A 24,744-nucleotide genomic window follows, 5' to 3' on the forward strand; every position below is an offset into this window, starting at 1 on the left:
AATCATGGCGGAACGATGACGATTCATGCCGCAGGCCGCGCCAGACAAGGCATTTGGTTATCCCGGCAATAACTGAGTCATTGATATGACTTAAAAAAAGCTTTTTCTACGGCAGGAAATTTTCCGGCAAGCAAACTAAGCTTAAATCAGAAGGTGAATTTATCCTGGGCCCAGTGGCATACAGCGCAACTCGCGATAATAAGCGCACCAAGTTGGCATACGGGTTGCTGTACTCAGGCGTATTCTCATCTTTCGGGAGCCAGAACACTATCACACGCTCTCTTTAACCTGTGCTAATAACGAAAGGACGGGCATCATGAACATATTTGACCACTATCGCCAGCGCTACGAAGCTGCCAAGGACGAAGAGTTCACACTGCAGGAATTTCTTACCATTTGCCGGCAAGATCGCAGTGCCTATGCCAACGCGGCCGAACGTCTGCTGATGGCTATCGGTGAACCTGTGATGGTCGACACTGCGCTAGAATCACGCCTGTCGCGCCTGTTCTCCAACCGCGTGATCGCACGCTATCCGGCCTTCGAAGAGTTCTACGGCATGGAAGAGGCCATCGAACAGATCGTCTCTTACCTGAAACACGCCGCTCAGGGCCTGGAAGAGAAGAAACAGATCCTTTACCTGCTGGGCCCGGTGGGCGGCGGCAAGTCCTCGCTGGCGGAACGTCTGAAAGCGCTGATGCAGCGCGTGCCCATCTACACCCTCAGCGCCAACGGCGAACGCAGCCCGGTCAACGATCATCCGCTGTGCCTGTTCAATCCGCAGGAAGATGCCACGATCCTGGAAAAAGAGTTCAATATCCCAAGTCGCTATCTCGGCACCATCATGTCGCCGTGGGCGGCGAAGCGCCTGCATGAGTTCGGTGGCGATATCACCAAGTTTAAAGTCGTGAAAGTGCGCCCTTCCATTCTGGAACAGATCGCCATCGCCAAAACCGAGCCGGGCGATGAGAACAACCAGGACATCTCGGCGCTGGTCGGTAAAGTGGACATCCGTAAACTGGAGAACCACGCGCAGAACGATCCGGACGCCTACGGCTATTCCGGCGCCCTGTGCCGCGCCAACCAGGGGATTATGGAATTCGTCGAGATGTTCAAAGCGCCGATCAAGGTGCTGCATCCGCTGCTGACCGCAACCCAGGAAGGCAACTACAACGGCACCGAAGGCATCTCCGCCCTGCCGTTCAGCGGCATTATTCTGGCGCACTCCAACGAATCCGAGTGGGTGACCTTCCGTAACAACAAGAACAACGAAGCGTTCCTCGACCGCGTGTATATCGTCAAGGTGCCTTACTGCCTGCGCGTGTCGGAAGAGATCAAAATTTACGACAAGCTTCTGGATCACAGTGAGCTGACCCATGCGCCCTGCGCGCCGGGCACGCTGGAAACACTGGCGCGCTTTAGCGTGCTGTCGCGGCTGAAAGAGCCCGAAAACTCGAGCATCTACTCGAAAATGCGCGTGTATGACGGCGAAAGCCTCAAAGATACCGACCCGAAAGCCAAGTCCTATCAGGAATACCGCGACTACGCCGGGGTTGACGAAGGCATGAACGGCCTCTCCACCCGTTTCGCCTTTAAAATCCTCTCGCGGGTATTCAACTTCGATCACGCCGAGGTGGCAGCCAACCCGGTGCACCTGTTCTATGTGCTGGAACAGCAGATCGAGCGCGAACAGTTCCCGCAGGATTTGGCGGAGAAATACCTGGAGCACCTGAAAGGCTATCTGATCCCGAAATACGCCGAGTTTATCGGCAAAGAGATCCAGACCGCCTATCTGGAATCCTACTCGGAATACGGACAGAACATATTTGACCGCTACGTCACCTATGCCGACTTCTGGATCCAGGATCAGGAGTATCGCGATCCCGACACCGGCCAGCTGTTCGACCGCGAGTCCCTGAACGCCGAACTGGAGAAAATTGAAAAACCGGCCGGCATCAGCAACCCGAAAGATTTCCGCAACGAAATCGTGAACTTCGTGCTGCGCGCCCGCGCCAACAACAACGGCCGCAACCCGAACTGGACCAGCTACGAGAAGCTGCGCACCGTGATCGAGAAAAAGATGTTCTCCAATACCGAAGAACTGTTGCCGGTGATTTCGTTCAACGCCAAAACATCGACGGACGAGCAGAAAAAACACGACGACTTCGTCGATCGCATGATGGAGAAAGGCTATACCCGCAAGCAGGTGCGCCTGCTGTGTGAATGGTATCTGCGGGTCAGAAAATCCTCATAACGCCTCAGGTAAGCGGCATTATCAGGGCCATGTCCACAGTCATGGACGTTGCAGCGCAGCCCACGGAGGGGCTGACACATTGCGCTGCCGCGCCGGGACATGAAGAGTTGGCAACGTCGTTTGGGGGAAGTATGGCCTATTTCATTGACCGGCGGCTGAACGGCAAAAACAAGAGCACGGTGAACCGCCAGCGCTTCTTGCGCCGTTACAAGTCGCAAATCAAACAGTCGATTGCCGAAGCCATCAACAAGCGTTCGGTCACCGACGTAGACAGCGGGGAGTCAGTCTCTATCCCCACTGACGATATCAACGAACCGATGTTTCATCAGGGGCGCGGCGGCACGCGCCATCGCGTTCACCCGGGCAATGACCACTTCGTGCAGAACGATCGCGTCGAACGGCCTCAGGGCGGCGCAGGCGGTGGCGGCGGCCAGGGCAACGCCAGCCAGGACGGTGAAGGCCAGGATGAGTTCGTCTTCCAGATATCCAAAGACGAGTACCTCGATCTTTTGTTCGAGGATCTCGCCCTGCCCAACCTGAAAAAGAATCAGTACAAGCAGCTGACCGAGTTCAAAACCCACCGCGCCGGCTACACCGCCAATGGCGTGCCGGCCAACATCAGCGTCGTGCGTTCGCTGCAAAACTCGCTGGCGCGGCGTACCGCCATGACCGCCGGTAAAAGGCGCGCGTTGCACGAACTGGAAGACGCGCTGACCCAGTTGGAAAACACCGAGCCGGTGCAACTGCTGGAAGAAGAGCGGCTGCGCAAAGAGATTGCCGAACTGCGCAAGAAAATCGAAAGCGTGCCGTTTATCGACACCTTCGATCTGCGTTACAAAAACTACGAGCGTCGGCCGGAGCCCTCCAGCCAGGCGGTGATGTTCTGCCTGATGGACGTATCCGGTTCGATGGATCAGGCCACCAAAGACATGGCCAAACGTTTTTACATTCTGCTTTATCTGTTCCTGAGCCGAACCTACAAAAACGTCGAGGTGGTCTATATTCGCCATCACACCCAGGCGAAAGAGGTGGACGAGCAGGAGTTCTTCTATTCGCAGGAAACCGGCGGCACCATCGTCTCCAGCGCATTGAAACTGATGAACGACGTGGTCGAAGAGCGTTACGATCCGGCGCAATGGAATATCTACGCCGCGCAGGCGTCGGACGGGGACAACTGGGCCGACGATTCACCGCTGTGTCACGAGCTGTTGGCGAAGAAGATCCTGCCAATGGTGCGGTACTACAGCTACATCGAAATCACTCGCCGCGCTCACCAAACGCTGTGGCGCGAATACGAAGATCTGCAAGCGAAATTCGACAACTTCGCCATGCAGCATATCCGCGAACCGGACGATATCTATCCGGTATTCCGCGAACTGTTCCGCAAACAGACCGCGTGAATAATATCGCGGTAATCATAGCAGCCGGAGAACCCGTTTTCCGGCTGTTTCTTTTTCACCCTGATATATCCCTCACACATAAATTTTGACCTTCACCGGCAAAATAATAAGCCGCATTATCCCGAATGACGACCTCTATTATTATTTCTTCTGAGGTTATTCCTAAACCTTCACATCCTCCCTCATGCGTCTTGATGGGAATATTCCCATTCAGTTATCGTTAACACACGCATCGGGTTCCACCCTAAGCGAAATTTGACTCATTTTATTTTCTATGGCTTCTCAGCCCGCTTCGGCGGGCAATTTACCTGTCAGCAGGTTAGACACCATGATCGATTACACCCTCTATGGCCTCAACAAGAATGATGTTGATGAATACCATAAGCAAATCTGCTGCCTGCTCGGCAAAAGCGTGCTGCTGGTGCTTATCGCCAACAAACCGATCACCAAACAGAATCTGCTGGCCAGTCTTATTCAGGAAGTTGAACAACAGCACGACGAGTATTTTCAAAAATTGCATCGCGCGGCAATAGAAATGATCGGCGTTAACGGGCGCTAGATCGATATGCGCAAGGCGGAAATCTACGCCATTATTGCCGCCGCCGTGGTGTTGATTATGCTGTTAATAATGAACTCCGGCAGCGATATCAGCGCTTATCCCTAATGCGAAGCGAAGCACCCCTTTGCCGCAAGGTGTCTCTTTTTTGGCCCGAAGCGCGTTTCTGCCCGGGTTTTATTTTGAACCGGCCGCTTCGTCAATCAATCCCGCCACGTCATCGGCATGGGAAACCAGCGAGGCATGACTGGCCTTCAGCACCATCACTTTCTTAGCCTGCAGCCGCTGCGCCATACGCCGTTGGTTCTCCGGCGCTATCATGCGGTCGTCGCTGGAGAGTTGATACCACGACGGTTTATGTTTCCAGGCGGGCTCACCGAGGGGGTTGCCGAAGGTATCGGCCAATGGCGCCTTCTGCGTCGCCGCCATCACCAGAGCCTCGTCGGCGGTAAGATCCTGGCAAAAGCTTTCGTGAAACTTGTCGGTCTTGATCCACAGATAACCGTCGCTGTCCGGAATCAGATTCGCGACTGCCGCAGGAGGATGCGCTTGCGTAATGCCACCGGGGCTTTCACCGGCATCCGGCGCAAACGCGGCAATGTAGACCAGGCCGACCACGTTAGGCTGGTTGCCCATTTCCGTGATCACCGCGCCACCGTAAGAGTGCCCCACCAACAATACCGGTCCCGCTTGCTGCGCGACCATCTTGCGCGCCCGTTCCGCATCCTCAGCCAGTGAGGTCAGCGGCATTTCCACCGCATGAATCGCCGAATAGCCCCTGCGCGACAACTCGATAATCACCTTACTCCAGTGCGCGGCGCCGCCCCAGAATCCGTGCACCAGCACGATGGTTGGTTTTGTGCTCATTGCCGACCTCTTCATCTCATTTGGAGGCGCTGTAGACAGATCAACAGCCGCCCTACAGGGACGCGCCTTGCAGCCGGCGACGTCGCGCGATCTCCATTTATATAGTTAGCACTGCGGTATTCGGCAATAGCTACGACGGGTTAAGGCGCTCGGTTTACAGGCGTCGTCATGACTTGCCGAGGCAGCGTACGCCGTGGCGGCAGTGCAAAAAACGGGATTAAAACTAGGATTTTTACCCATACCGATCTAAAATCCCACGCAAAAACAAAGACAAGTAAATTTGGTTCATCGGGAAAAGGAATGAAGTTGTGAAGGAAATGATCTCCATCGTATTGATGACATGCCTGCTGGCGCTGCTGTTTTCGTGGCTGTTCGTCTACGGTCTTAACATTCATTAAACCTACAGCAACACCAACCCCCCCTTCCTGGCTGACCGGCAGCGCATCCGGACGATGCGCTAAAAACCCCTCTCCCCGCATGTTTCTATCCCATCATTCGCCCGCCGACAGCTAAAAAGAACCCAAAGCTCGCCGGCGCAACGCGATCTCGCCTTCGTCTGCTCGCCCACTAAAACATCAATAAAATTTATGATTGATAACCTCGTCGCGTTTCCGGACATCTGAATGACTATTTTCCTTCTTCACACCGTTCCCGCCTGAAATCAGGCTGACAACCTTAAAATGTTACCGGTAACTATGTTGTTGATTTCTTTTCGTAATAAACATAAAGCCGTTAATAACCTTACATTCTTTATAGAAATAAATTATGCATTCTTATGGATAAAGGCATGAATTAACGGCCTTCGGTCATTGATTATCGCCCGCCAAGCTCCTAAAATTCGCGCGTAAAAATACAACTGGGATCGAGTTTCATGTCGTCGCTGTGGGTTGCAACGCAATACTGTTATTTTATTGGTCTGTTAGTTTCAATGATTTTCACCTACCTGGTAAGCAGGGACACCGTCAAAATTCGTTGCATCAGCGCGCTGACCATCGGGTTAACCTGGCCGTTGAGTCTGCCGGTCGTCTTGCTGTTTTCGCTGTTCTAACGCCCTAACCGGCTGTGCCGCCACGGATGCTTTTAAACAGCCGTGCTAATGGAATGGGTCAGCCGACGACGCTGCCCCCTCACCGGCGAAACAAGTGACGATACGGCGCATTGTTAAATGAAAGGCCATTTCCCCGCGTAACGTATTATTTAGGGGGCGACTATTCACCGCGCCGCGATCGCCAACGGCGGTACAGCCGCCCCGCGCCCCATACCATCAGCCATAGTAAAATATTCCCCCCCAACCAAAGCATCAGCAGGTAGAGGAAAGTCTGATAACCGGGTATGCCCCGATCGGCGAAGAACGGATTAAAGTGCAAGAATTTGACGATCGCGAAGGGATTAAGATTGAAACGGGTGAAGACGCAGGCGGTCAGCACAGGCGGCAACAGGATGTAAAACGCCAGGGTGAATATCAGCAGCAGCCTGGTGCCATGCGTGTTTTTATAATCTTTCATATCAGCGTATTGCTTGCTTCATCTCAGTGCGAGAATCGCCTGGCGATCGCTCGCCAATCGACCCTGCGGGCCAAAAATAGTTCCGCGCAAACGCGGGAATAAAGCCGGTTCAGCGTTTAATTCTCATTTAGCGCTCGGGTGATATATACCCTGTGGATTATAAATTACGATGCCGACGCGCCGCCTTCAACTGCAGCGTTTGCGTGGCGTCATCAGGAGGCCCTAATGAAACCGGACGCACTCTCCCTGCCGCCGAGCGCCAAAAAACTCAAAGTGATCTACGGCTGGTATATTTATGTGATCTATATCCTGCTGGTTTTCAACATTTACATGGCGGTCTACAACGTCTGCGTTCGGCATCCGATCGAAGCCCCGCTGCTATCGCTGTGTCACAGCCTGTTTCTCGCGCTGATGTTGCAACAGGTGCTCAAGAAAAACGTCGTTTTCGCCTGGATCTTGTTGGGCTATTTTATTCTGATGCGCCTGTATTACGCCAATGTGCTGCACATTGAGTTCACGCTGGTGAGCCGTGGCCTGGTGCTGCTGATTCTGACGCTGCTGCTGACCGGCACCGTGGCCGTCGGGCAGCTGGCCACGCCGCCACAGCGGCATGACTGGCTGGCTCGCCTAGGCTGGCGGCAATGGACGACGCTCGCGGCGCTGGCGGCGATCCTGACCCCGCTGATCACCACCGATTACCTCGGCTAAACGCGGTGCTATCTGGGGATATGGGGCTCTGAAATGTCTACGATGCGGCATATTTTGGTGTAGTTGCCTGCCTTCTCACAGATCTTGTCCGTGACGAACACGCTAAGGTAGCCCAGCAGCAGCAAGTAGCCAACCATGCACAAAATAAAGATAAGCGTTCTCACCGATAGCGACCAACCTGACAAGAGTATCTCCAGCATCATAACCTGAACGAGGCGCTTTAAAAGGATTTCATGTGCGCACTGGCCGCATCGGCGCACGTTCTGTAGTAACATTAAGCCACCACGCCAACCACCGGAAACGCCGATGCACCATCTGATGTTAGACATTGAAACCCTGGATATAAAACCCAGCGCCGTGATTTTGGTGGTCGCGGCGGTGTTTTTCGATCCCCGCACCGGCGAACTTGGCGCAGAATTCGAGGCCGCCGTCAGCAGCCAGAAAGATCAGCCGGGACGAACCATAAGCCTGGACACGGTTGCCTGGTGGGCGAAACAATCCGATGAAGCGCGCAAGCTGGCCTTCGGCGGCACCGAGAGCCTCAAGCGCGTGCTGAGCAGTCTCAGCCGTTTTATCCATATGAACAGCACCGATACGGTAAAGGTCTGGGGCAACGGTAAAGAGTTCGACTGCGCAATCCTCGAACACGCCTTCCAGCAATTGGAGATGCCCTGTCCGTGGAAATTCTGGGATACCCAGGATGTGCGCACGGTGATCACGCTGGCGGAACTGCACGGCTTTAACCCGAAAAAGACCCGTCCGTTCGAAGGCATGCCGCATCGCGCGTTGGATGACGCTCGCCATCAGGCCCGTTATGTGGCCGATACCGTCTCGGCGCTTTATCTCCGCCCGGGAGCGCAGCGCTGACCCGCTTTGCCCCTTTTCATTTGCCGCCAGAATCTCTACTCTAGCCCTCTTTGTCACTCGGACGTGCCTTTCCTGCTATGCAAAAGTTCCTGTTTCTGCTTCTCAGCCTGGTGCTGCTCGGCCCATTGGGCATCGATCTCTATCTGCCCACCATTCCCGCCATCGCCGTCGGCCTGGGCAGCAGTGAAGCGCTGATCCAATCCACCATTTCGCTGTTTATTCTGGTGCTCGGCCTCGGTCAAATCATCGCCGGTCCGTTGGTGGATAACTATGGCCGCAAACCGGTGGCGCTGGCCGGCATTATTCTCTACACGATCGGCGCGGCAATGGCGGCGCTGGCCACCAGCCCGACGATCTTCATCGCGTCGCGCCTGTTGCAAGGGGTTGCGGTCTGTTGCACCGCCGTCGTCGCCTTCAGCGGCGTGCGCGATCGGCTGAATGGCGACGACGCCGCCCGCGCCTTCGGCTTTCTCAACGGCACGCTGAACATCATCCCGGCATTGGCGCCGCTGCTCGGCGGCCTGCTCGCCGAAGCCTTCGGCTGGCGCGCGCCCTTTTGGTTCCTGGCCGGTTACGCGCTGCTGGTGTTGGTGCTCATCGCGCTGCGCCTGCCGGAAACTCGCCCCGCCGACACCGTGCCGGTCAAAGGGCTGCCGGTGCGCCAATACGCGCGCATCCTCAGCGAACGGCGTTTCCTTTCTTTTGCGGTGGTGAACTCCGGGGCGATGGGCATGGCGCTGACCTACGTTTCTCTGGCGCCTAACGTGCTGATGGGCACTGCGGGCCTGACTCCGCTGCAATTCTCGTTGGTGTTCGGCGCCAACGGCTTCTGGATCATGTTGGTCAGCTTCTTCGCTAACCGCATCATCCACAAAGTCGGCCGCCCGGTTTGTCTGGCGACCGGCGGCATTTTGATGGGGTTGGGCTGCCTGGGCCTGCTGCTGGGCGTCATGTGGCTTCCCGCGGCGGCGCAAGCGCACTGGCTGGCGTATATGCTGCCGGTCGCCAGCGCCTGCGCCGGGTTGGCGTTCGTGATGGGCCCGGCCACCAGCTATGCGCTGGAACCGTACTCCAATGAGGCCGGCGTCGCGTCCGCACTGGTCGGTTTCGTACAGATGGCCGGGGGCGCCGCGCTGGGGCTGCTGGCGATGGCGCTGCCGCTGCAACCGAAGCTGTCGCTGGCCTTGGTCATGCTGGCGGGCTGCCTGCTGGCGCTGCACGCGCGGCGGCTCAGCAAGCAGATTAAAGGACAGATCAGAAAAGTCGCCTGAGCCGCAGCTCAGGCTTCGGTAACAACCGGCACGCGTGCCGCCAACGCCGACAACAGTTCATAGCCTAACGTCCCTGCCGCCGTGGCCACCTCGTCCACCGGCAGGCGTTTTCCCCACAGCTCCACCTCGGCGCCCAGTTCAACGTGGGGACAGGGCGTCAAATCCACCGCCAGCATATCCATCGATACCGTTCCCAGGGTGCGCGTCAACACGCCATCGACCCATACCGGCGTTCCGGTCGGCGCATGACGCGGATAGCCGTCGGCATAACCGCAGGCCACCACGCCGATACGCTGCGCGCCGGCGGCGCTGTAACGGCCACCGTAGCCCACGCGATCGCCAGACTTCAGCTGCTGAATGCCGATGATCTCGCTGCTCAGCGTCATCGCCGGCTGCAACCCCGTCGATGCGATATCGTTCCAGCACCCGCTCGGCGAAGCGCCATAGAGAATGATCCCAGGGCGCACCCAGCTGCCGTGGGTCGCAGGATGCCACAGTGTAGCGGCCGAGTTGGCCAGGCAACGCGGCAGCGGTACATCGGCCGCCGCCGCCTCGATGGTAGCCATCTGCTGAGTTACGCCTTCCGGCCCGTCGGCGGTGGCGAAGTGACTCATCAGCGTAAGCTCGGCAATATTGGCGACAGCCTGCGCCCTGCGCCACACCTCATGCAGGCGCTCGGGCGCAAACCCCAGCCGATTCATGCCGCTGTTCACTTTCAGATAGACATCAAGCGACGCACTCAGCTTTGCGTCGGCGATCGCCGCCAGTTGCCAGTCGCTGTGCACCGCCGTCGTCAGGCGATAACGATCGAGCAAGGCCAGATCCTGTCGCTGGAAGAAGCCTTCCAACAACAGGATCGGCCCCTGCCAACCGGACTCGCGCAGCAACACCGCTTCGGCCAGATCCAGCATGGCGAAGCCGTCGGTGTGCGCCATGCTGCGCCAAACGTGTTTGATGCCGTGGCCATAGGCGTTGGCCTTGACCACCGCCCAGACTTTGGCGCCGGGGGCGAAACGGCGCACCACCTGCAGGTTGTTTTCAATTGCGCCGAGATGCATCGTGGCGGTTATCGGACGGGGCATCGCTTCTCCTTGGGGCAGCGTACAGCGGCCACGCGCGCCTGCGCGTGGCCGAAAAAGTCTATGACAGCGTCGACGATTAACGTGCGGGATGCACGTCGTTCAGCGGAACCGCGTGTTGCTGGCGAAATCCGGCGCTGTAACGCGCCACCGCCAGGTCATCGGAAGGGATTGCCGGCGTAATGCCGGACATCAGATCGGACAACAACTGCCCGGAACCGCAGGCCATGGTCCAGCCGAGCGTGCCATGCCCGGTGTTGAGGTACAGGTTTTTCAACGAGGTGCGGCCGACGATCGGCGTGCCGTCCGGCGTCATCGGGCGCAAGCCGGTCCAGAACGTCGCGTCTTCCACTCTGCCGCCGTTCGGGTAGAGATCGCGCACCACCATCTCCAGCGTTTCTCGCCGCTTTTGCTCCAGCTGAGTATTGAAACCGACGATCTCCGCCATGCCGCCGACGCGAATGCGCTGGTCGAAGCGCGTGATGGCGATTTTATACGTCTCATCCAGTACCGTAGAGAATGGCGCCGCCGCCTCATCGACGATAGGGATCGTCAGCGAATAGCCCTTCAGCGGGTAAACCGGAATAGACACCAGGCCGCGCAGCAGCGCCGTGGAGTACGAACCGAACGCCACCACATAGCTATCGGCTTTGAACACTTCCTCGCCGCACTGTACGCCGGCGATCTTGTCCCCCTCCACCAACAGACGGTCGACGCTGCGGTTGAACAGGAAGGTCACGCCCGCCTGCTCAGCCATCTTCGCCAACTGTTGCGTAAACAGTTGGCAATCGCCGGTTTCGTCGTTCGGCAACTGCAGGCCGCCGGTCAGCTTGTGCGCCACCTGCGCCAGCGCAGGCTCAACGCTACCGAGTTGGCCGGCTTCCAGCAATCGGTAAGGCACTCCGGCATCTTCCAATACCGCAATATCTTTCGCGGCGTTTTCGAACTGTTGTTGGGTGCGGAACAGCTGCAGCGTGCCGCCCTGACGGCCTTCGTACTGGATGCCGGTTTCCTGCCGCAGCGCCTTGATGCAGTCGCGGCTGTATTCCGCCAGGCGCACCATGCGGCCTTTGTTGGTCATGTAGTGTTCGGTGTTGCAGTTTTTCAGCATCTGCCACATCCAGTTCAGCTGGAAGCTGCTGCCGTCGAGACGGATCGCCAGCGGCGCATGGCGTTGGAACATCCACTTAATGGCCTTCAGCGGCACGCCCGGCGCCGCCCAGGGAGCGGCATAGCCCGGTGAAATCTGCCCGGCGTTCGCCGCGCTGGTTTCCAGTGCCGGGCCGGGCTGACGATCGATCACCGTCACCTCATGCCCAGCCTTCGCCAAATACCAGGCACTGGCTACGCCCACCACTCCACTACCTAAAATTACCACTCGCATCGCTGACTCCAGCCCAAGGCTTCACAAAGCACAATCTTCTGCTAACAGGAAATTAACTCAGTGAAAAAATCCGTCCAACAACTTCGTCATCAAACGTGACAATATTCACAATTAATTTATCGTCGATGGCCCGCGCATTTGCAATAGCCGCCAGAAAATAGCGATAAGATACGGTTTAAGGGGGTTTATGGCGCGAGGTCACCTCTGATTCGCTAGCATTGCTATCATTGATGGCATGGAAAATTGGCGTGATAAGCAACATGGATTTAACAGAATATAAAAATATCAGCTAACCTATAAATAGAATAAAAAACCACAAAAACAAAAAATACCAAAACAACTGGCAAATAACGGCACCACCCGCTGCAGCAGAAAAATCGCGTAAATTTTCAGCCCTTAATAGCCTTATTTTTACTGTTGGAATAAAGCGGCGTTCACTGTGGCGCCATCTTGTTTTCGCTGCAGCACGATATGAACGTTCAAGCCCCCAGCCGCGCCTAGAGTTCATACTGTCGCTATTCAGGAGAACCTCGCATGTTCATCGCTCTCTATCAGTTCTCAGTCAAAACCGGACACGAACACGCTTTTCGCCAGGCCTGGCTTGAATTGACGCAGGGCATCTATCAGCAACGCGGCAGCCTGGGCTCGCGCCTGCATCGGGAGGTGAACGGCAAATATATCGGCTATGCGCAGTGGCCAAGCCGCTCGGCATGGGAAAACGCCGGTGATATTCAGCTGGATGAACGGTACCGAGCGGCTCGGGATCGTATGCGCGCCACTTTATTGGCGGATGAAACGCTATTTGAAATGGACGTCACGGACGATTACCTGCAAATCAGGCCGTTCGACTGACCACAAGCCCACGCGTGCGGGCTTGTGGTGGCAGAAGAGAGAAGCATCAATGATGCAGCATCTCGTCCACGACTTCTTTGGTCTGCAGCTGGAATGGGTAGTAGGTCGGCCAGTTATCCATCTCTTTCAGCAACGCCTCCTGCGACGTGTTGCCCATAAAGATATGGAAATGCGCCGATTTGCGCGGCCCGATAATGTGATCGCTGAACTGTACGAATTTCGGCGCCTGGCTGTCGGCATCCTGGCACTCGAACAGATAACGCACGCCTTTCTTACCGGAGACATACGTCAGGATCTTATGCCCGGCGTACTTGTACTGACAGGCGCTGGATTGGTCGCCACGGTGAAATTCCATGATACCGTTCTCAATGCCAATGGTATCCACATCGGTGGCGTAACCTTTGCGGTAATACGCCTTCACCTCTGCGAAGGTTTTGCTCTTATCCTGCGCCGCTTTCTTCTTGAACACCGGGTCAAGATCCCCATTGATCAGATACGGATACACGGATTGCCATACGCCCTCCCAATCCGCCAGGTCGCGATCTTTGACGTCTTTATCGTCGAACACGCCTCCCTCCGCCTTTTTTTCCACTTCCGTCAGCGGCTTGCCATGTGAATGATGCCCGTGAGCCAACGTTTGCCCACTGATGAACAGCGCCGCCAGCGCCACTGCCAATTTGCCCAAATGCCTCGTCAAAACGCGCTCCTTGTCCGTTATTGAGAAAAATGAAAAGTTACAATATAACATAACATTTTTCAATCCCTGTCGCACAGCAGGCAATGTGTTGCACGCCCCTGCCGCAGGGCTATACTCGGAGAAGATGCGCGGTGTTGCACCGCCTTCTGCCGGGACGGGCGCCGGATCGACCGCCGTTCGCTCCTTTGCGTACCGGCATTTTTATTTCACTGATTTGCAATGGTTAATTATGACTTGAACTATGCTTGTTACAGGGTCTGCCGTTTGAGCAAGGCCCGTGAATAATGAGGGTGCGCTGATGACTACTTCAACACATGACAAGGTTAAGGATGATAAACGTCTGAGCGATGGACCGGACTGGACGTTCGAACTGCTGCAGGTGTATTTGGAGCAGATCGACCGCGTCGCCAAGCATTACCGGCTCGACACCTACCCCCATCAGATCGAGGTGATCACCTCAGAACAGATGATGGACGCCTATTCGAGCGTCGGCATGCCGATCAACTATACCCATTGGTCCTTCGGCAAAAAATTCATCGAAACCGAGCAGCGCTACAAACAGGGCCAGCAAGGGCTGGCGTATGAAATCGTCATCAACTCCAATCCCTGCATCGCCTACCTGATGGAGGAGAACACCATCACCATGCAGGCGCTGGTGATGGCGCACGCCTGCTATGGCCACAACTCGTTCTTCAAGAATAACTACCTGTTCCGCAGTTGGACCGACGCCAGCTCCATCGTCGATTACCTGCTGTTTGCTCGCCACTACATCAGCCAGTGCGAAGAACGCTACGGCGTCGAAGAAGTGGAACGGCTGCTGGACTCCTGCCATGCGCTGATGAACTACGGGGTCGACAGGTACAAACGCCCGCAAAAAATCTCTTTGGTGGAAGAAAAAGCGCGCCAGAAAAGCCGCGAAGAGTATCTGCAAAGCCAGGTGAATACGCTGTGGAAGACCCTGCCACGCGTCGAGCGCGAAGAGTCGCCTGAGCAGGCGCGCCGATATCCGAGCGAACCGCAGGAAAATATCCTCTATTTTATCGAGAAGAATGCGCCACTGCTGGAACCGTGGCAGCGTGAGGTGCTGCGCATCGTGCGCAAAGTCAGCCAATATTTCTACCCGCAAAAACAGACCCAGGTAATGAACGAGGGGTGGGCGACCTTCTGGCACTACACCATCCTTAACCATCTTTACGACGAAGGCCGGGTGACCGAGCGGTTCATGCTGGAGTTTTTGCACAGCCACACCAACGTGGTTTATCAGCCGCCGTACAACAGCCCATACTATAACGGCATCAACCCGTACGCGCTGGGCTTCGCCATGTTCCAGGACATCAAGCGCATCTGCCAATCGCCGACCGAGGAAGATCGCTACTGGTTCCCGGACATCGCCGGTAAAGACTGGTTGGACACGTTGCACTTCGCCATGCGCGACTTTAAGGATGAGAGCTTTATCAGCCAGTTCCTGTCGCCCAAAGTGATGCGCGACTTCCGCTTGTTTACCGTGCTGGACGACGATCGCAACAACTACCTGGAAATTGCCGCGATCCATAACGAAGCGGGCTACCGGGCAATCCGCCAGGAGCTGTCGGCTCAATACAATCTGAGCAACCACGAGCCGAACATTCAGATCTGGAACGTAGACCTGCGCGGCGACCGTTCGCTGACGCTGCGCTACATCCCGCAGGAGCGCGCGCCGCTCGATAAGAGCCGCCGCGACGTGTTGAAGCACCTGCATCGCCTGTGGGGCTTCGACGTGATCCTCGAGCAGCAAAACGAAGACGGAAGCGTGGAATTGCTCGACCGCTGCCCGCCGCGGCCTACGCCGCTGTAACCGCCATAACGACAAAGGGCGCCAACACGGCGCCCTAATTATGTCATTCGCACGGCATCAGCGGCGCGCTTCGGTCAGATCGCTCGGCATGGTGCCCTGCATGCTCTGCCAAATCGCCCCGCTGTCTTTACCGTAGTTGCGCACGGTGTCCATCACCTGGTCGTACAGCTTCTCATGGCAAAGCGTAGACAGCTTGCTGTAGAAAGTCAGCGCCAGCTTGCGCGCTTCCGGGTTGGAGAAGTAGTAACGGCCCACGCGGGTGTACAGCCCTTTCAGGCCGTTGAAAATCAGGCCATAGATCGGGTTGCCGGAAGCGAACGCCAGACCACGGAAGATCTCATAGTCCAGGACATTGAAGGCATCCGCCTGATCTTCCACCTCGGCGGCTTTCGCCAGCACTTCCTGCGCCTGCTCAGGATGATTGCGCACCGCAGCGCGAATAAAGATCGATGCGATATTGGTACGCACGGACAGCAGGTTATCGATCAGCTGCGGGACGCTTTTGTGATCGAGACGAGCCACGGTCTCAAGGATATTGAGGCCGGACGTTTCCCAGAAATTGTTCACTTTGGTCGGTTTACCATGCTGAATGGTCAACCAGCCATCGCGGGCAAGACGTTGCAACACTTCACGTAACGTGGTGCGCGTGACGCCAATCAACTCCGAAAGCTCACGCTCCGCGGGCAAAATAGAGCCAGGGGGGAAGCGATTATTCCAAATACTCTCAATAATGTACTCTTCCGCGAAACCGGCAGGACTCTGCGCCTTTATGACCATGTGTTTGACGTTCCGTTGCGACGATAAAATCAGTAAAAGTAATCAGCTCATCATACCAGATCACACAGACATGACATAGCGTGAGCGAAAAACAATAAACGAAAGTGTGCATAAAGTGGCAAAAAACGCGCAAAAACACCGGCCCTGAGAAATTTGCCACCGTAAAACAAGCTCCGGTTGCGCCCGCCCCCGCCGCGTTGTTAGGGTACGTGCTACGACTGATTTAAGGATGCATAAAGGACAATGGAAACAACCCTGCGCAGCGCCCTGCTCAAAAACTTCCTGGGGCAATCTCCCGACTGGTACAAACTGACCATTCTCATTTTCCTGGCGATCAACCCGCTGGTGTTCTTTTTCGCCAGCCCGTTTCTCGCGGGTTGGCTGTTGGTGATCGAGTTCATCTTTACCCTGGCGATGGCGTTGAAATGTTACCCGCTGCTGCCGGGCGGCCTGCTGGCGCTGGAGGCCGTGGCCATCGGCATGACCAGCCCGGCGCAGGTTTCGCAGGAAATCGAACATAATCTGGACGTGCTGCTGCTGCTGGTCTTTATGGTGGCCGGCATCTACTTTATGAAGCAACTGCTGCTGTTCGTGTTCACCAAACTGCTGCTCAATATCCGCTCGAAAACGCTGCTATCGCTGGCGTTCTGCCTGGCGGCCGCTTTCCTTTCCGCCTTCCTCGATGCGCTGACGGTCGTGGCGGTAGTGATCAGCGTCGCCACGGGGTTCTATTCCATCTATCACAATGTGACGTCGAACCGCTCCGACGGCGACATCGGCGATGACAGCGATTTCACCGGCGAAGAGCGCAAGCAGACGCTGGAGCAATTCCGCGCCTTTCTGCGCAGCCTGCTGATGCACGCCGGCGTCGGCACCGCGCTCGGCGGAGTCATGACCATGGTGGGCGAGCCACAGAACCTGATCATCGCCAAAAGCGCGGGCTGGGGCTTTATCGACTTCTTCCTGCGGATGGCGCCGGTCACTTTGCCGGTGCTGGCATGCGGCCTGCTGGTCTGCTGGCTGGTAGAGCGTTTTCGCCTGTTTGGCTACGGCACGCCACTGCCGGAAGCGGTGCGTGAGGTGCTGAAAGAGTATGATCGCAAGGCCACCGCAGGCCGCAGCAAGCAAGAAAGGCTCAAGCTGGTGATGCAGGCGCTGATCGGCGTTTGGCTGGTGCTGGCGCTGGCCTTCCACCTGGCGGAAGTTGGGCTGATCGGCCTGTCGGTCATCATTCTCGCCACATCGCTGTGCGGCGTGAACGACGAACACGCCATCGGCAAAGCGTTCCAAGAGGCGCTGCCGTTCACCGCCCTGCTGACGGTATTTTTCACCGTGGTGGCCGTGATCATTGAGCAACACCTGTTCAGCCCGGTGATCCAGTTTGTACTGCGCGCCGAGCCCGCTTCTCAGCTTTCACTGTTCTACCTGTTCAACGGTCTGCTGTCGTCGGTTTCCGACAACGTATTCGTCGGCACGGTTTACATCAACGAAGCGCGCACCGCGCTGGAAACCGGCGCCATTGCGCTGAAACAGTTCGAACTGTTGGCGGTCGCCATCAATACCGGCACCAACCTGCCTTCGGTCGCGACCCCTAACGGCCAGGCGGCGTTCCTGTTCCTTTTGACGTCGGCCTTGGCGCCGCTGGTGCGTCTGTCGTATGGCCGCATGGTGTGGATGGCCCTGCCTTATACGATCGTATTGACCGTGGTCGGCCTGCTGTGCGTACAGTTCACGCTGGAGCCGGCGACCGAACTGTTGACACAGTGGCACTGGCTGACGCTGCCGCCTGTCGACGCCATCGGCCACTGATGCGGCGCCGGCAGGGTAAACCGACTATTTTTACGCTGAAACCGGCCCAGGTGGCTGGCAGCGAGGGGGAATTGGTTTACACTGCCAGTTCAATTGCTTACTGCATGGAAGAATCTAGATATGTTGCAATTCTTTAACCGCTGTTCACAAGGACGCGGCGCCTGGCTGCTGATGGCCCTGACAGCGTTGGTGTTGGAACTGGTCGCGCTCTATTTCCAGCACGTTATGCTGCTGCAGCCCTGCGTCATGTGCATTTACGAGCGTTGCGCGCTGTTCGGCATCCTCGGCGCCTCACTGGTGGGCGCCATCGCGCCGAAAACGCCGCTGCGCTATGTGGCGATCCTGCTGTGGATCTACAGCGCCTGGGAAGGCGTACAGCTGGCGTGGAAACACACCATGATCCAACTGCACCCCTCGCCGTTCAATACCTGCGATTTCTTCGTCAGCTTCCCGTCCTGGTTGCCGCTGGATAAATGGCTGCCGGCGGTGTTCCACGCTTCCGGTGACTGTTCCGTGCGTCAATGGCAGTTCCTGACGCTGGAAATGCCACAGTGGCTGGTGGGTATCTTCGGTGCCTATCTGCTGGTGGCGCTGATTGTGCTGATCGCGCAATTTGTCCGCCCACGCCGCCGCGATTTGTTCGGCCGCTGATAGGCCAACAAACAAAAAACGGCGCCTCAAGGCGCCGTTTTTTTAGGGTATTACTGTTGAATTCAGAGATAACCCCATTTCAGGTATGTGTAAGGAAGTAAACGAGCACGATCAGTGCCCCAGCTACGGCAAACAGACGGACCATTTTCATTGTTATGCTCTCGAACTTGCGGGAGAGCGGCCAAATTACCCAACTTATCGTTTAAAAAGAAGCATCCTGGCTCGATTAAGCGCGTAATTTACATAACATTAAACTTCTGCGTTGCCAGCGGGCCAACACATGCTGTGCAGGCACTTTCCTCACGCCCTGCGGGCATCAATAAATTACCGTTATTTATGAACGACTGCGTCTTTGTCACATTCAGAGCACAATATTTTGGTGAAGTTTGCCCATAAAATCCTTATAGTATCGGCAAAGTGAGTACTACCGATTTCCCTGGTGTTGTTGTGTGTCTTGCCCCTCATCTTTGCAGGGGCTTTTTTCCTTCTCCCCCCAACCGTCAGTCCCCGCTGCCTTTAAATAAATCATTCAAATTTAACTCTGCGCGGTATCACTCATTGGCCAACGTTCGCGCACTAATGATTAAAATCGTTCGTGATTCTTTCCTTATGCTGAATGCAGTAGGCCAATGATATCAAGGACACGATTTATGCCGGATAGCACATTTCCCCCCACGTCTCAGCGCCCGTTCCTGCGGCGCATGCTGCTCAAAGCAGGGAAAAAATTCCTGCGCTGGAACGGCGAATTTCAGACTCGCCATTCGCTCATCTCCACCACGCCGCGGATCGGTAATCATGAATTTAATTGGGTGACGGCGCTGGAAGCCCGTTGGCCTGCCATTCGCCAGGAGTTGGATCGGTTACTGGAGCATCCGGAGGACATCCCCGCGTTCCACCAAATATCACCGGATCAGAAACGCATCTCCAAAGGGGATAATTGGAAAACCTTCGGGCTATTTGTCTACGGGGAGCGCGTTGATGAGAACTGCGCCATTTGTCCGCACACCGCACAGGCGGTCAGCGAGATCCCCGGCATGCGCACCGCCATGTTTTCGATCCTTAAGCCGCACTATCACATCGTCCCCCACAAAGGCCCGACTCGCGCCGTGGTGCGCGCGCATTTGGGATTGATCGTGCCAAAGGATCGGGAAAAGCTCTGGATCCGCGTCGACGATCAGATCCTGCACTGGGATGAAGGCAAGGTCATTTTGTTTGATGACTCTTATGAACATGAGGTGCGCAATGATACCGACGAACTGCGTGCGGTGCTGTTTCTCGATATCGACCGGCCGATGGACAAAGTGGGGACGGCGGTAAATAAACTGCTGTTCAGCCTGATTAAAGCCAGCCCTTACGTGAAGCAGCCGCTGAAAAATCTGGCCAACTGGCGCCGCCGCGACAAAAAAGAGTGAAGTGACGGCTTATGCCATAACCTCACGCCTGCCGGTTAGCGCAATTGCAGAGGGCGGCGTGTCCTGACACGCCGCCCTCTTGCATGAAAACGCGTCTTGCTGCGCAAGCGGTCCGGCGTTATCTGGCCCAGTCCGGCTTGTTAAGGATATGGTCCTGCCAGTCCACCACTTCGCTCTCGCGCACCGCGATATGCCGCACCGTGATGCGCTCACCGTGCATCGCCGCCTTGGAGCCGCTCAGCAACGGGTGCCAGGGGAACAGCGGCTTGCCCTCACCGATCAGGCGATAGGCGCAGGTCGGCGGCAACCAATCGAAGGTGGTGAGGTTTTCGCGCGTCAATTTGATGCAGTCCTCTTCCAGCTCGAAGCGCCGCTCGTAGTTACGGCATTGGCAGGATTTGATGTTGAGCTGGTTGCAGGCTACGTTGGTAAAATAAATCTCGTCGGTATCTTCGTCGATCAGCTTATTCAAACAGCATTGCCCGCACCCGTCGCACAGCGATTCCCACTCTTGTTCTGACATTTCCGCCAGCGTTTTCTGTTGCCAAAAAGCGAGTTGTGACATGTTAGCGTCCGGTTTCGGTAAATGGATAACTCACCTGCGCACAGGTTCGAGGGGGGACTATATAGACATTTTAGCCGCGAGATGCAAGTTTTGCCGCCGACGATGCCGGCGGCCAACAGCGATCAGATCACCCGGGTGCTGAGCGCTTTACCGTTCAGACTGATTTTCAGCATGTCGCCGGAAGCCATCGGGCCTACGCCCTGCGGCGTGCCAGTCAGGATGATGTCGCCGGCGCGCAGCGTGAAGAAACGGCTCATGTAGCTGATTAGCGGCAGGATCGGCGTGATCATGTCACGCGTATTGCCCTGCTGGCGCAGTTGATCGTTGACGGTCAACGACAGCTCGGCGTTTTGCGGATCGCCGAATTCCGCCACCGGGATAAACCCTGACATCGGACAAGACCCGTCGAAGGCTTTGGCCTTTTCCCACGGCTGACCGGCCTTTTTAAAACCGGCTTGCAGATCGCGCAGCGTCAGATCAAGCGCCACGCCGTAACCGGCAATCGCACGCGCCACGCGATCTTCGTTGGCCTGCTTCAACGGCGTGCCGATCAGTACCGCCAGCTCTACCTCATGATGCACCGCACCGAACTCTTTAGGGATGGCCACCGGCTGGCGGATATCGCATAACGCCGTTTCCGGTTTGATGAACACCACCGGCTCGACGGACACCGCGCTGCCCATTTCCTTGATGTGATCGGCGTAGTTGCTGCCGACGCAGACCACCTTGTTCACCGGGAAATCGAGCAGCGAACCCTGCCAGTCTCTGTGTTGATACATACCGCTTCTCCCAAACTGTAGAGGCTTGGCGCGCCAAGCCGATTATTGGTGTGCCGGATCAATGCCCGATCGCGTCTGCCATCATACCCACGGCGATAGCGAAATAGTAAGAGCGATTCCAGTGCATCAGGGTGCGGAAATTATCATAGACCAGGAAGGTCCGCCCCTGCAGATCATCCGGCGCGATGATCCAGCCGCGCTGCACGGCGTGCGGCAACGCGCGGCCATCCGCACGGCGCACGCCGCGTTTCTGCCAGTCGTTGACGCTGCGCGCCTGCGCGTCTTTCAGGCCCAGTTCGGCTCGATTGAAGCCGGCGGGCAGTTTGACCTCGCGCCCCCAACCGATGCCGGGCTGCCAGCCCTCTTTGGACAGGTAGCTGGCCGTGGACGCGAAAACGTCGTCAATGTTATTCCAGATATCGATGCGCCCGTCACCGTCGCCGTCCGCCGCATAGCGCAGGAAGGAGCTTGGCATAAACTGACATTGCCCCATCGCGCCGGCCCAGGACCCTTTCAGTGGCGTATCGCCAACGTGCCCCTGTTCGACTATCTGCAACGCCGCCAGCAGCTCCCGGCTGAAAAAGGCCTCGCGGCGCCCTTCGAACGCCAGCGTCGCCAGCGCGGACACCACGTCCTCCCGCCCCTGGATCTTGCCATAGGCGCTCTCCATGCCCCACAGCGCGATGATATAGCGCCCCGGCACCCGATAGCGTTCGCTGGCCCGCAGCCATTGCGCATGGCGCTGCCGGTACAGTTCGCGCCCCTGCCGCACCTTGGCGGGCGACATCACCCGCCGCAGGTAATCGTTCAACGTGATCTTCTGCTCCGGCTGATTGCGATCGGCCTTGATCACCCGATCGACGAAATGGATTTGCGCAAAGGCGCGGTCAAGGGTGGCCTGACTGATGCCCTGTTCCCGCGCCCGGCGCTTCAGTTGCTCGACATACGCCGGGAACTGCGCCGGATCGCGCCCGCTGGTCGCCAGCGTCGTCTCCTGCGCCGCCTGCGGTGCGCCCGGCATCATCGCACCGCCCAGCGCCAGCCAAACGGCCAACGCGGTACTTCTCGCCGAACGTGTCATCATACCTCCCCTGACCGTAGCGGCGGTCTCAGGCCTTGTCGCCCGCCAAATGCTGATTGAGCAGGTTTTCCACCGGCGGCGGGAACTGCAGGTAATAACCTTCGTCTTTCAGCGCCTGCTTCACCTTTTCGATATCCGCCGAGGCCAATTTCTTGCGTTCATCGAGTGAAAGCATCATGGCGAATTGCGGTACGCCGAAACTTTTCATCAGCGCTTCCGGCACACGAGAGAAATCGTCTTTTTTTTCGACATAAAGATAAGTTTGATCGCGTTTCGGGCTTCTATAGATCACACAAAGCATTTTTTTAACTCTATTTAATTGAGGGAGCGTCTTGCCTGGATATAACTCTGACTATAACATGCTTATAGTACATCGGAATATCGCACCCCGAGTGGTATTCCGGGGATTTAAAGTTGCTGAGACTGAGTCAGGATAGATGTCACAATCGCCAATTGAGCTAAAAGGCAGCAGTTTTACCCTATCGGTTGTTCATTTGCATAATTCGCAGCCCGAGGTAATACGCCAGGCGTTACAGGAAAAAGTTGAGCAAGCGCCCGCTTTTCTGAAAAACGCCCCTGTTGTTATCAACGTCGCAACGCTGGATGGCGATGCGAACTGGAAAGAACTTCAACAGGCTGTCGCGGCGGCAGGTCTGCGCGTTGTGGGTATCAGCGGTTGCAGAGATGAGCGTCAAAAGCGCGCGATAGCCCGTGCCGGGCTGCCGTTGCTGAGCGAAGGCAGAGGCCAGAAAATGGCGGCGCCGGAGCCTGCACCTGCGCCCGTGGTGGCGGACAACGCCCCCGCCAAAACGCGTATCATCAGCACCCCTGTCCGTTCCGGCCAACAGATTTACGCCCGCAACTGCGATCTTATCGTGACCAGCAGCGTTAGCGCCGGCGCCGAACTGATTGCCGACGGCAACATTCATGTCTACGGCATGATGCGCGGTCGCGCGCTGGCAGGCGCGTCAGGCGACACGCAATGTCAGATTTTTTGCACCCACCTGGCGGCTGAGCTAGTCTCTATCGCAGGGCAGTACTGGTTGAGCGACCAAATCCCGTCCGATTACGTCGGGCAGGCCGTACGACTCAGCCTGTTGGATAACGCTTTAACCATACAACCTTTAAATTAAGCCCTTTTGACAAGGAATCCATTTCATGGCACGCATTATTGTTGTTACATCGGGTAAAGGGGGCGTTGGCAAGACCACTTCGAGCGCGGCCATCGCTACCGGCCTGGCCCAGAAAGGCAAGAAAACCGTCGTGATCGATTTCGATATCGGCCTGCGTAATCTTGACCTGATCATGGGCTGCGAACGTCGGGTAGTTTATGATTTCGTGAACGTGATTCAGGGCGACGCCACGCTGAATCAGGCGTTGATCAAAGACAAACGCACTGAAAACCTCTATATCCTGCCGGCTTCGCAGACACGCGACAAAGACGCGTTAACCCGTGAAGGCGTTGAAAAAGTCCTCAACGATCTCGGCGAGATGGATTTTGACTTCGTGGTCTGCGACTCTCCGGCCGGTATCGAAACCGGTGCGCTGATGGCGCTGTATTTCGCCGACGAAGCGATCATCACCACCAACCCGGAAGTCTCTTCGGTACGCGACTCCGACCGTATCCTGGGCATCCTTTCCTCCAAATCGCGCCGCGCCGAGAAAGGCGAATCGCCTATCAAGGAACACCTGCTGCTGACCCGTTACAACCCGGGCCGCGTCAGCCGTGGCGACATGCTGAGCATGGAAGACGTGCTGGAAATCCTGCGCATTCCACTGGTGGGTGTGATCCCGGAAGACCAGTCCGTACTGCGTGCTTCCAACCAGGGTGAGCCTGTCATTCTGGATGCCGAGTCAGACGCCGGTAAGGCGTATGACGATACCGTTTGCCGCTTGTTGGGGGAAGAACGCCCATTCCGCTTCATTGAAGAAGAGAAGAAGGGTTTCCTGAAACGCCTTTTTGGGGGATAAACCATGGCCTTATTAGACTTCTTTCTGTCCCGCAAAAAACAGACAGCCAATATAGCCAAGGAACGGCTGCAGATTATCGTCGCAGAGCGTCGTCGCGGGGACAGTGAGCCCCCGTATCTGCCTGATTTGAAACGCGATATTCTGGCGGTTATTTGCAAATACATTCAGATCGATCCTGAAATGCTGCATGTGCAGTTCGAGCAGAAAGGGGACGATATTTCGGTACTTGAACTTAACGTGACATTACCGGAATCGGAAGAAGCAGCTAAATGATTGCGACGCATTAATTACCCCCTGTATATTTTATGCAGGGGGTAACTGTATGTGCATCCAGTTATTAAGCATTATCGGCAGCAAAAAATCGATTTTTCCCTTTGGGACAATTCCCAATTAACTTTGCCGCCACCTCGTTTAAAGTAAATTCTGGC

At 56.4% G+C, this 24,744-nt stretch carries 25 protein-coding genes; 15 read left to right on the forward strand and 10 right to left on the reverse strand.

What is annotated here, in order from left to right:
* Nucleotides 1-316 precede the first annotated feature (316 nt).
* From yeaG to ACSBQS_RS09780, 3 genes are all read left to right on the forward strand, one after another.
* Nucleotides 317-2,251 carry a protein kinase YeaG gene (gene yeaG / locus ACSBQS_RS09770; RefSeq protein ID WP_016927472.1) on the forward strand — a complete coding sequence of 645 codons (1,935 nt, stop codon included), beginning with the start codon at nucleotides 317-319 and terminating at the stop codon, nucleotides 2,249-2,251.
* 131 nt (nucleotides 2,252-2,382) lie between these two features.
* The gene (locus tag ACSBQS_RS09775; protein ID WP_033643318.1) at nucleotides 2,383-3,651 is read left to right on the forward strand and encodes a YeaH/YhbH family protein; all 1,269 of its coding nucleotides are present in this window, start codon (nucleotides 2,383-2,385) and stop codon (nucleotides 3,649-3,651) included.
* A gap of 328 nt (nucleotides 3,652-3,979) precedes the next feature.
* On the forward strand, nucleotides 3,980-4,210 hold the full coding sequence (locus ACSBQS_RS09780) for a hypothetical protein (RefSeq protein WP_033643319.1): 231 nt from the start codon (nucleotides 3,980-3,982) through the stop codon (nucleotides 4,208-4,210).
* A gap of 174 nt (nucleotides 4,211-4,384) precedes the next feature.
* Here ACSBQS_RS09780 and ACSBQS_RS09785 read toward each other — a convergent pair whose 3' ends face one another.
* Complete coding sequence (locus ACSBQS_RS09785; RefSeq protein ID WP_042784718.1) at nucleotides 4,385-5,074, reverse strand: alpha/beta hydrolase; 690 nt, start codon at nucleotides 5,072-5,074, stop codon at nucleotides 4,385-4,387.
* Nucleotides 5,075-5,945: 871 nt separating this feature from the next.
* Here ACSBQS_RS09785 and ACSBQS_RS09790 point away from each other — a divergent pair.
* Entirely contained in the window at nucleotides 5,946-6,122 is a 177-nt protein-coding gene (locus tag ACSBQS_RS09790) for a GhoT/OrtT family toxin (RefSeq protein ID WP_033634815.1), read from the forward strand.
* 160 nt (nucleotides 6,123-6,282) lie between these two features.
* Here ACSBQS_RS09790 and ACSBQS_RS09795 read toward each other — a convergent pair whose 3' ends face one another.
* Nucleotides 6,283-6,579, reverse strand: a complete 297-nt coding sequence (locus tag ACSBQS_RS09795; protein WP_033643321.1) for a hypothetical protein — start codon at nucleotides 6,577-6,579, stop codon at nucleotides 6,283-6,285.
* Nucleotides 6,580-6,804: 225 nt separating this feature from the next.
* Here ACSBQS_RS09795 and ACSBQS_RS09800 point away from each other — a divergent pair, with 225 nt between their 5' ends.
* The 3 genes from ACSBQS_RS09800 (at nucleotide 6,805) to ACSBQS_RS09810 (ending at nucleotide 9,425) form a co-directional block, all read left to right on the forward strand.
* Nucleotides 6,805-7,287 carry a hypothetical protein gene (locus tag ACSBQS_RS09800; RefSeq protein WP_089194855.1) on the forward strand — a complete coding sequence of 161 codons (483 nt, stop codon included), beginning with the start codon at nucleotides 6,805-6,807 and terminating at the stop codon, nucleotides 7,285-7,287.
* A 306-nt stretch (nucleotides 7,288-7,593) separates the two neighbouring features.
* A complete protein-coding gene (locus ACSBQS_RS09805; RefSeq protein WP_033643325.1) occupies nucleotides 7,594-8,154 on the forward strand; it encodes a 3'-5' exonuclease in 561 nt (186 codons plus the stop codon).
* A gap of 77 nt (nucleotides 8,155-8,231) precedes the next feature.
* Entirely contained in the window at nucleotides 8,232-9,425 is a 1,194-nt protein-coding gene (locus ACSBQS_RS09810) for a Bcr/CflA family efflux MFS transporter (RefSeq protein ID WP_033650957.1), read from the forward strand.
* Between the two features lie 8 nt (nucleotides 9,426-9,433).
* On the opposite strand, the gene dadX is transcribed toward ACSBQS_RS09810, so the two are convergent.
* Entirely contained in the window at nucleotides 9,434-10,507 is a 1,074-nt protein-coding gene (gene dadX, locus ACSBQS_RS09815) for a catabolic alanine racemase DadX (protein ID WP_342163273.1), read from the reverse strand.
* A gap of 76 nt (nucleotides 10,508-10,583) precedes the next feature.
* The gene (locus tag ACSBQS_RS09820) at nucleotides 10,584-11,888 is read right to left on the reverse strand and encodes a D-amino acid dehydrogenase (protein ID WP_033643328.1); all 1,305 of its coding nucleotides are present in this window, start codon (nucleotides 11,886-11,888) and stop codon (nucleotides 10,584-10,586) included.
* Between the two features lie 534 nt (nucleotides 11,889-12,422).
* On the opposite strand from ACSBQS_RS09820, the gene ACSBQS_RS09825 reads away from it, so the two are divergent.
* A complete protein-coding gene (locus ACSBQS_RS09825; RefSeq protein ID WP_046687236.1) occupies nucleotides 12,423-12,740 on the forward strand; it encodes an antibiotic biosynthesis monooxygenase family protein in 318 nt (105 codons plus the stop codon).
* Between the two features lie 46 nt (nucleotides 12,741-12,786).
* Here ACSBQS_RS09825 and zinT read toward each other — a convergent pair whose 3' ends face one another.
* The gene (zinT, locus tag ACSBQS_RS09830) at nucleotides 12,787-13,437 is read right to left on the reverse strand and encodes a metal-binding protein ZinT (protein WP_033643330.1); all 651 of its coding nucleotides are present in this window, start codon (nucleotides 13,435-13,437) and stop codon (nucleotides 12,787-12,789) included.
* A gap of 298 nt (nucleotides 13,438-13,735) precedes the next feature.
* Here zinT and ACSBQS_RS09835 point away from each other — a divergent pair, with 298 nt between their 5' ends.
* Complete coding sequence (locus ACSBQS_RS09835) at nucleotides 13,736-15,271, forward strand: SpoVR family protein (RefSeq protein ID WP_033643331.1); 1,536 nt, start codon at nucleotides 13,736-13,738, stop codon at nucleotides 15,269-15,271.
* A gap of 57 nt (nucleotides 15,272-15,328) precedes the next feature.
* On the opposite strand, the gene fadR is transcribed toward ACSBQS_RS09835, so the two are convergent.
* Nucleotides 15,329-16,048 (reverse strand): fatty acid metabolism transcriptional regulator FadR, encoded by a 720-nt coding sequence (gene fadR / locus ACSBQS_RS09840; RefSeq protein WP_033643333.1) that lies wholly within the window; start codon nucleotides 16,046-16,048, stop codon nucleotides 15,329-15,331.
* A 243-nt stretch (nucleotides 16,049-16,291) separates the two neighbouring features.
* On the opposite strand from fadR, the gene nhaB reads away from it, so the two are divergent.
* The 3 genes from nhaB to ACSBQS_RS09855 all read left to right on the forward strand — a co-directional run bounded on the left by nhaB (nucleotide 16,292) and on the right by ACSBQS_RS09855 (nucleotide 19,920).
* Nucleotides 16,292-17,857 carry a sodium/proton antiporter NhaB gene (gene nhaB / locus ACSBQS_RS09845; RefSeq protein ID WP_042784729.1) on the forward strand — a complete coding sequence of 522 codons (1,566 nt, stop codon included), beginning with the start codon at nucleotides 16,292-16,294 and terminating at the stop codon, nucleotides 17,855-17,857.
* Nucleotides 17,858-17,977: 120 nt separating this feature from the next.
* Complete coding sequence (gene dsbB / locus ACSBQS_RS09850) at nucleotides 17,978-18,508, forward strand: disulfide bond formation protein DsbB (protein WP_033643335.1); 531 nt, start codon at nucleotides 17,978-17,980, stop codon at nucleotides 18,506-18,508.
* 650 nt (nucleotides 18,509-19,158) lie between these two features.
* Nucleotides 19,159-19,920, forward strand: a complete 762-nt coding sequence (locus tag ACSBQS_RS09855; RefSeq protein WP_149542727.1) for an aspartyl/asparaginyl beta-hydroxylase domain-containing protein — start codon at nucleotides 19,159-19,161, stop codon at nucleotides 19,918-19,920.
* Nucleotides 19,921-20,038: 118 nt separating this feature from the next.
* On the opposite strand, the gene ACSBQS_RS09860 is transcribed toward ACSBQS_RS09855, so the two are convergent.
* The 4 genes from ACSBQS_RS09860 to ACSBQS_RS09875 all read right to left on the reverse strand — a co-directional run bounded on the left by ACSBQS_RS09860 (nucleotide 20,039) and on the right by ACSBQS_RS09875 (nucleotide 22,646).
* The gene (locus tag ACSBQS_RS09860) at nucleotides 20,039-20,485 is read right to left on the reverse strand and encodes a YcgN family cysteine cluster protein (RefSeq protein WP_025159803.1); all 447 of its coding nucleotides are present in this window, start codon (nucleotides 20,483-20,485) and stop codon (nucleotides 20,039-20,041) included.
* 122 nt (nucleotides 20,486-20,607) lie between these two features.
* Complete coding sequence (locus ACSBQS_RS09865) at nucleotides 20,608-21,264, reverse strand: fumarylacetoacetate hydrolase family protein (RefSeq protein ID WP_033643338.1); 657 nt, start codon at nucleotides 21,262-21,264, stop codon at nucleotides 20,608-20,610.
* Nucleotides 21,265-21,322: 58 nt separating this feature from the next.
* Entirely contained in the window at nucleotides 21,323-22,345 is a 1,023-nt protein-coding gene (locus tag ACSBQS_RS09870; protein ID WP_187048922.1) for a lytic murein transglycosylase, read from the reverse strand.
* A 28-nt stretch (nucleotides 22,346-22,373) separates the two neighbouring features.
* Nucleotides 22,374-22,646 (reverse strand): YcgL domain-containing protein, encoded by a 273-nt coding sequence (locus tag ACSBQS_RS09875; RefSeq protein WP_033643340.1) that lies wholly within the window; start codon nucleotides 22,644-22,646, stop codon nucleotides 22,374-22,376.
* A 136-nt stretch (nucleotides 22,647-22,782) separates the two neighbouring features.
* Here ACSBQS_RS09875 and minC point away from each other — a divergent pair, with 136 nt between their 5' ends.
* From minC to minE, 3 genes are read left to right on the forward strand one after another with little or no spacing between them, the layout of a single operon-like run.
* Nucleotides 22,783-23,478, forward strand: coding sequence for a septum site-determining protein MinC (gene minC / locus ACSBQS_RS09880; RefSeq protein WP_033650952.1), 696 nt, complete (start codon nucleotides 22,783-22,785; stop codon nucleotides 23,476-23,478).
* A gap of 25 nt (nucleotides 23,479-23,503) precedes the next feature.
* Entirely contained in the window at nucleotides 23,504-24,316 is an 813-nt protein-coding gene (gene minD, locus ACSBQS_RS09885) for a septum site-determining protein MinD (protein WP_004932300.1), read from the forward strand.
* A 3-nt stretch (nucleotides 24,317-24,319) separates the two neighbouring features.
* Nucleotides 24,320-24,589, forward strand: coding sequence for a cell division topological specificity factor MinE (minE, locus tag ACSBQS_RS09890; protein ID WP_004932303.1), 270 nt, complete (start codon nucleotides 24,320-24,322; stop codon nucleotides 24,587-24,589).
* Nucleotides 24,590-24,744: the final 155 nt, after the last annotated feature.

This window comes from Serratia sp. H402Y (genome assembly GCF_051172415.1).
Classification (GTDB): domain Bacteria; phylum Pseudomonadota; class Gammaproteobacteria; order Enterobacterales; family Enterobacteriaceae; genus Serratia; species Serratia ureilytica.

Bases quoted from the DNA above. Each gene is read 5' to 3' on its own strand.
- ACSBQS_RS09810 (WP_033650957.1), top strand. From the start codon at position 8,232: ATGCAAAAGTTCCTGTTTCTGCTTCTCAGCCTGGTGCTGCTCGGCCCA.
- ACSBQS_RS09805 (WP_033643325.1), top strand. From the start codon at position 7,594: ATGCACCATCTGATGTTAGACATTGAAACCCTGGATATAAAACCCAGC.
- ACSBQS_RS09790 (WP_033634815.1), top strand. From the start codon at position 5,946: ATGTCGTCGCTGTGGGTTGCAACGCAATACTGTTATTTTATTGGTCTG.
- ACSBQS_RS09870 (WP_187048922.1), bottom strand. From the start codon at position 22,345: ATGACACGTTCGGCGAGAAGTACCGCGTTGGCCGTTTGGCTGGCGCTG.
- minC (WP_033650952.1), top strand. From the start codon at position 22,783: ATGTCACAATCGCCAATTGAGCTAAAAGGCAGCAGTTTTACCCTATCG.
- ACSBQS_RS09800 (WP_089194855.1), top strand. From the start codon at position 6,805: ATGAAACCGGACGCACTCTCCCTGCCGCCGAGCGCCAAAAAACTCAAA.
- dsbB (WP_033643335.1), top strand. From the start codon at position 17,978: ATGTTGCAATTCTTTAACCGCTGTTCACAAGGACGCGGCGCCTGGCTG.
- dadX (WP_342163273.1), bottom strand. From the start codon at position 10,507: ATGCCCCGTCCGATAACCGCCACGATGCATCTCGGCGCAATTGAAAAC.
- ACSBQS_RS09865 (WP_033643338.1), bottom strand. From the start codon at position 21,264: ATGTATCAACACAGAGACTGGCAGGGTTCGCTGCTCGATTTCCCGGTG.
- ACSBQS_RS09875 (WP_033643340.1), bottom strand. From the start codon at position 22,646: ATGCTTTGTGTGATCTATAGAAGCCCGAAACGCGATCAAACTTATCTT.
- ACSBQS_RS09775 (WP_033643318.1), top strand. From the start codon at position 2,383: ATGGCCTATTTCATTGACCGGCGGCTGAACGGCAAAAACAAGAGCACG.
- ACSBQS_RS09820 (WP_033643328.1), bottom strand. From the start codon at position 11,888: ATGCGAGTGGTAATTTTAGGTAGTGGAGTGGTGGGCGTAGCCAGTGCC.
- ACSBQS_RS09860 (WP_025159803.1), bottom strand. From the start codon at position 20,485: ATGTCACAACTCGCTTTTTGGCAACAGAAAACGCTGGCGGAAATGTCA.
- ACSBQS_RS09795 (WP_033643321.1), bottom strand. From the start codon at position 6,579: ATGAAAGATTATAAAAACACGCATGGCACCAGGCTGCTGCTGATATTC.
- ACSBQS_RS09785 (WP_042784718.1), bottom strand. From the start codon at position 5,074: ATGAGCACAAAACCAACCATCGTGCTGGTGCACGGATTCTGGGGCGGC.
- nhaB (WP_042784729.1), top strand. From the start codon at position 16,292: ATGGAAACAACCCTGCGCAGCGCCCTGCTCAAAAACTTCCTGGGGCAA.
- ACSBQS_RS09835 (WP_033643331.1), top strand. From the start codon at position 13,736: ATGACTACTTCAACACATGACAAGGTTAAGGATGATAAACGTCTGAGC.
- fadR (WP_033643333.1), bottom strand. From the start codon at position 16,048: ATGGTCATAAAGGCGCAGAGTCCTGCCGGTTTCGCGGAAGAGTACATT.
- minE (WP_004932303.1), top strand. From the start codon at position 24,320: ATGGCCTTATTAGACTTCTTTCTGTCCCGCAAAAAACAGACAGCCAAT.
- ACSBQS_RS09855 (WP_149542727.1), top strand. From the start codon at position 19,159: ATGCCGGATAGCACATTTCCCCCCACGTCTCAGCGCCCGTTCCTGCGG.
- minD (WP_004932300.1), top strand. From the start codon at position 23,504: ATGGCACGCATTATTGTTGTTACATCGGGTAAAGGGGGCGTTGGCAAG.
- yeaG (WP_016927472.1), top strand. From the start codon at position 317: ATGAACATATTTGACCACTATCGCCAGCGCTACGAAGCTGCCAAGGAC.
- ACSBQS_RS09780 (WP_033643319.1), top strand. From the start codon at position 3,980: ATGATCGATTACACCCTCTATGGCCTCAACAAGAATGATGTTGATGAA.
- ACSBQS_RS09825 (WP_046687236.1), top strand. From the start codon at position 12,423: ATGTTCATCGCTCTCTATCAGTTCTCAGTCAAAACCGGACACGAACAC.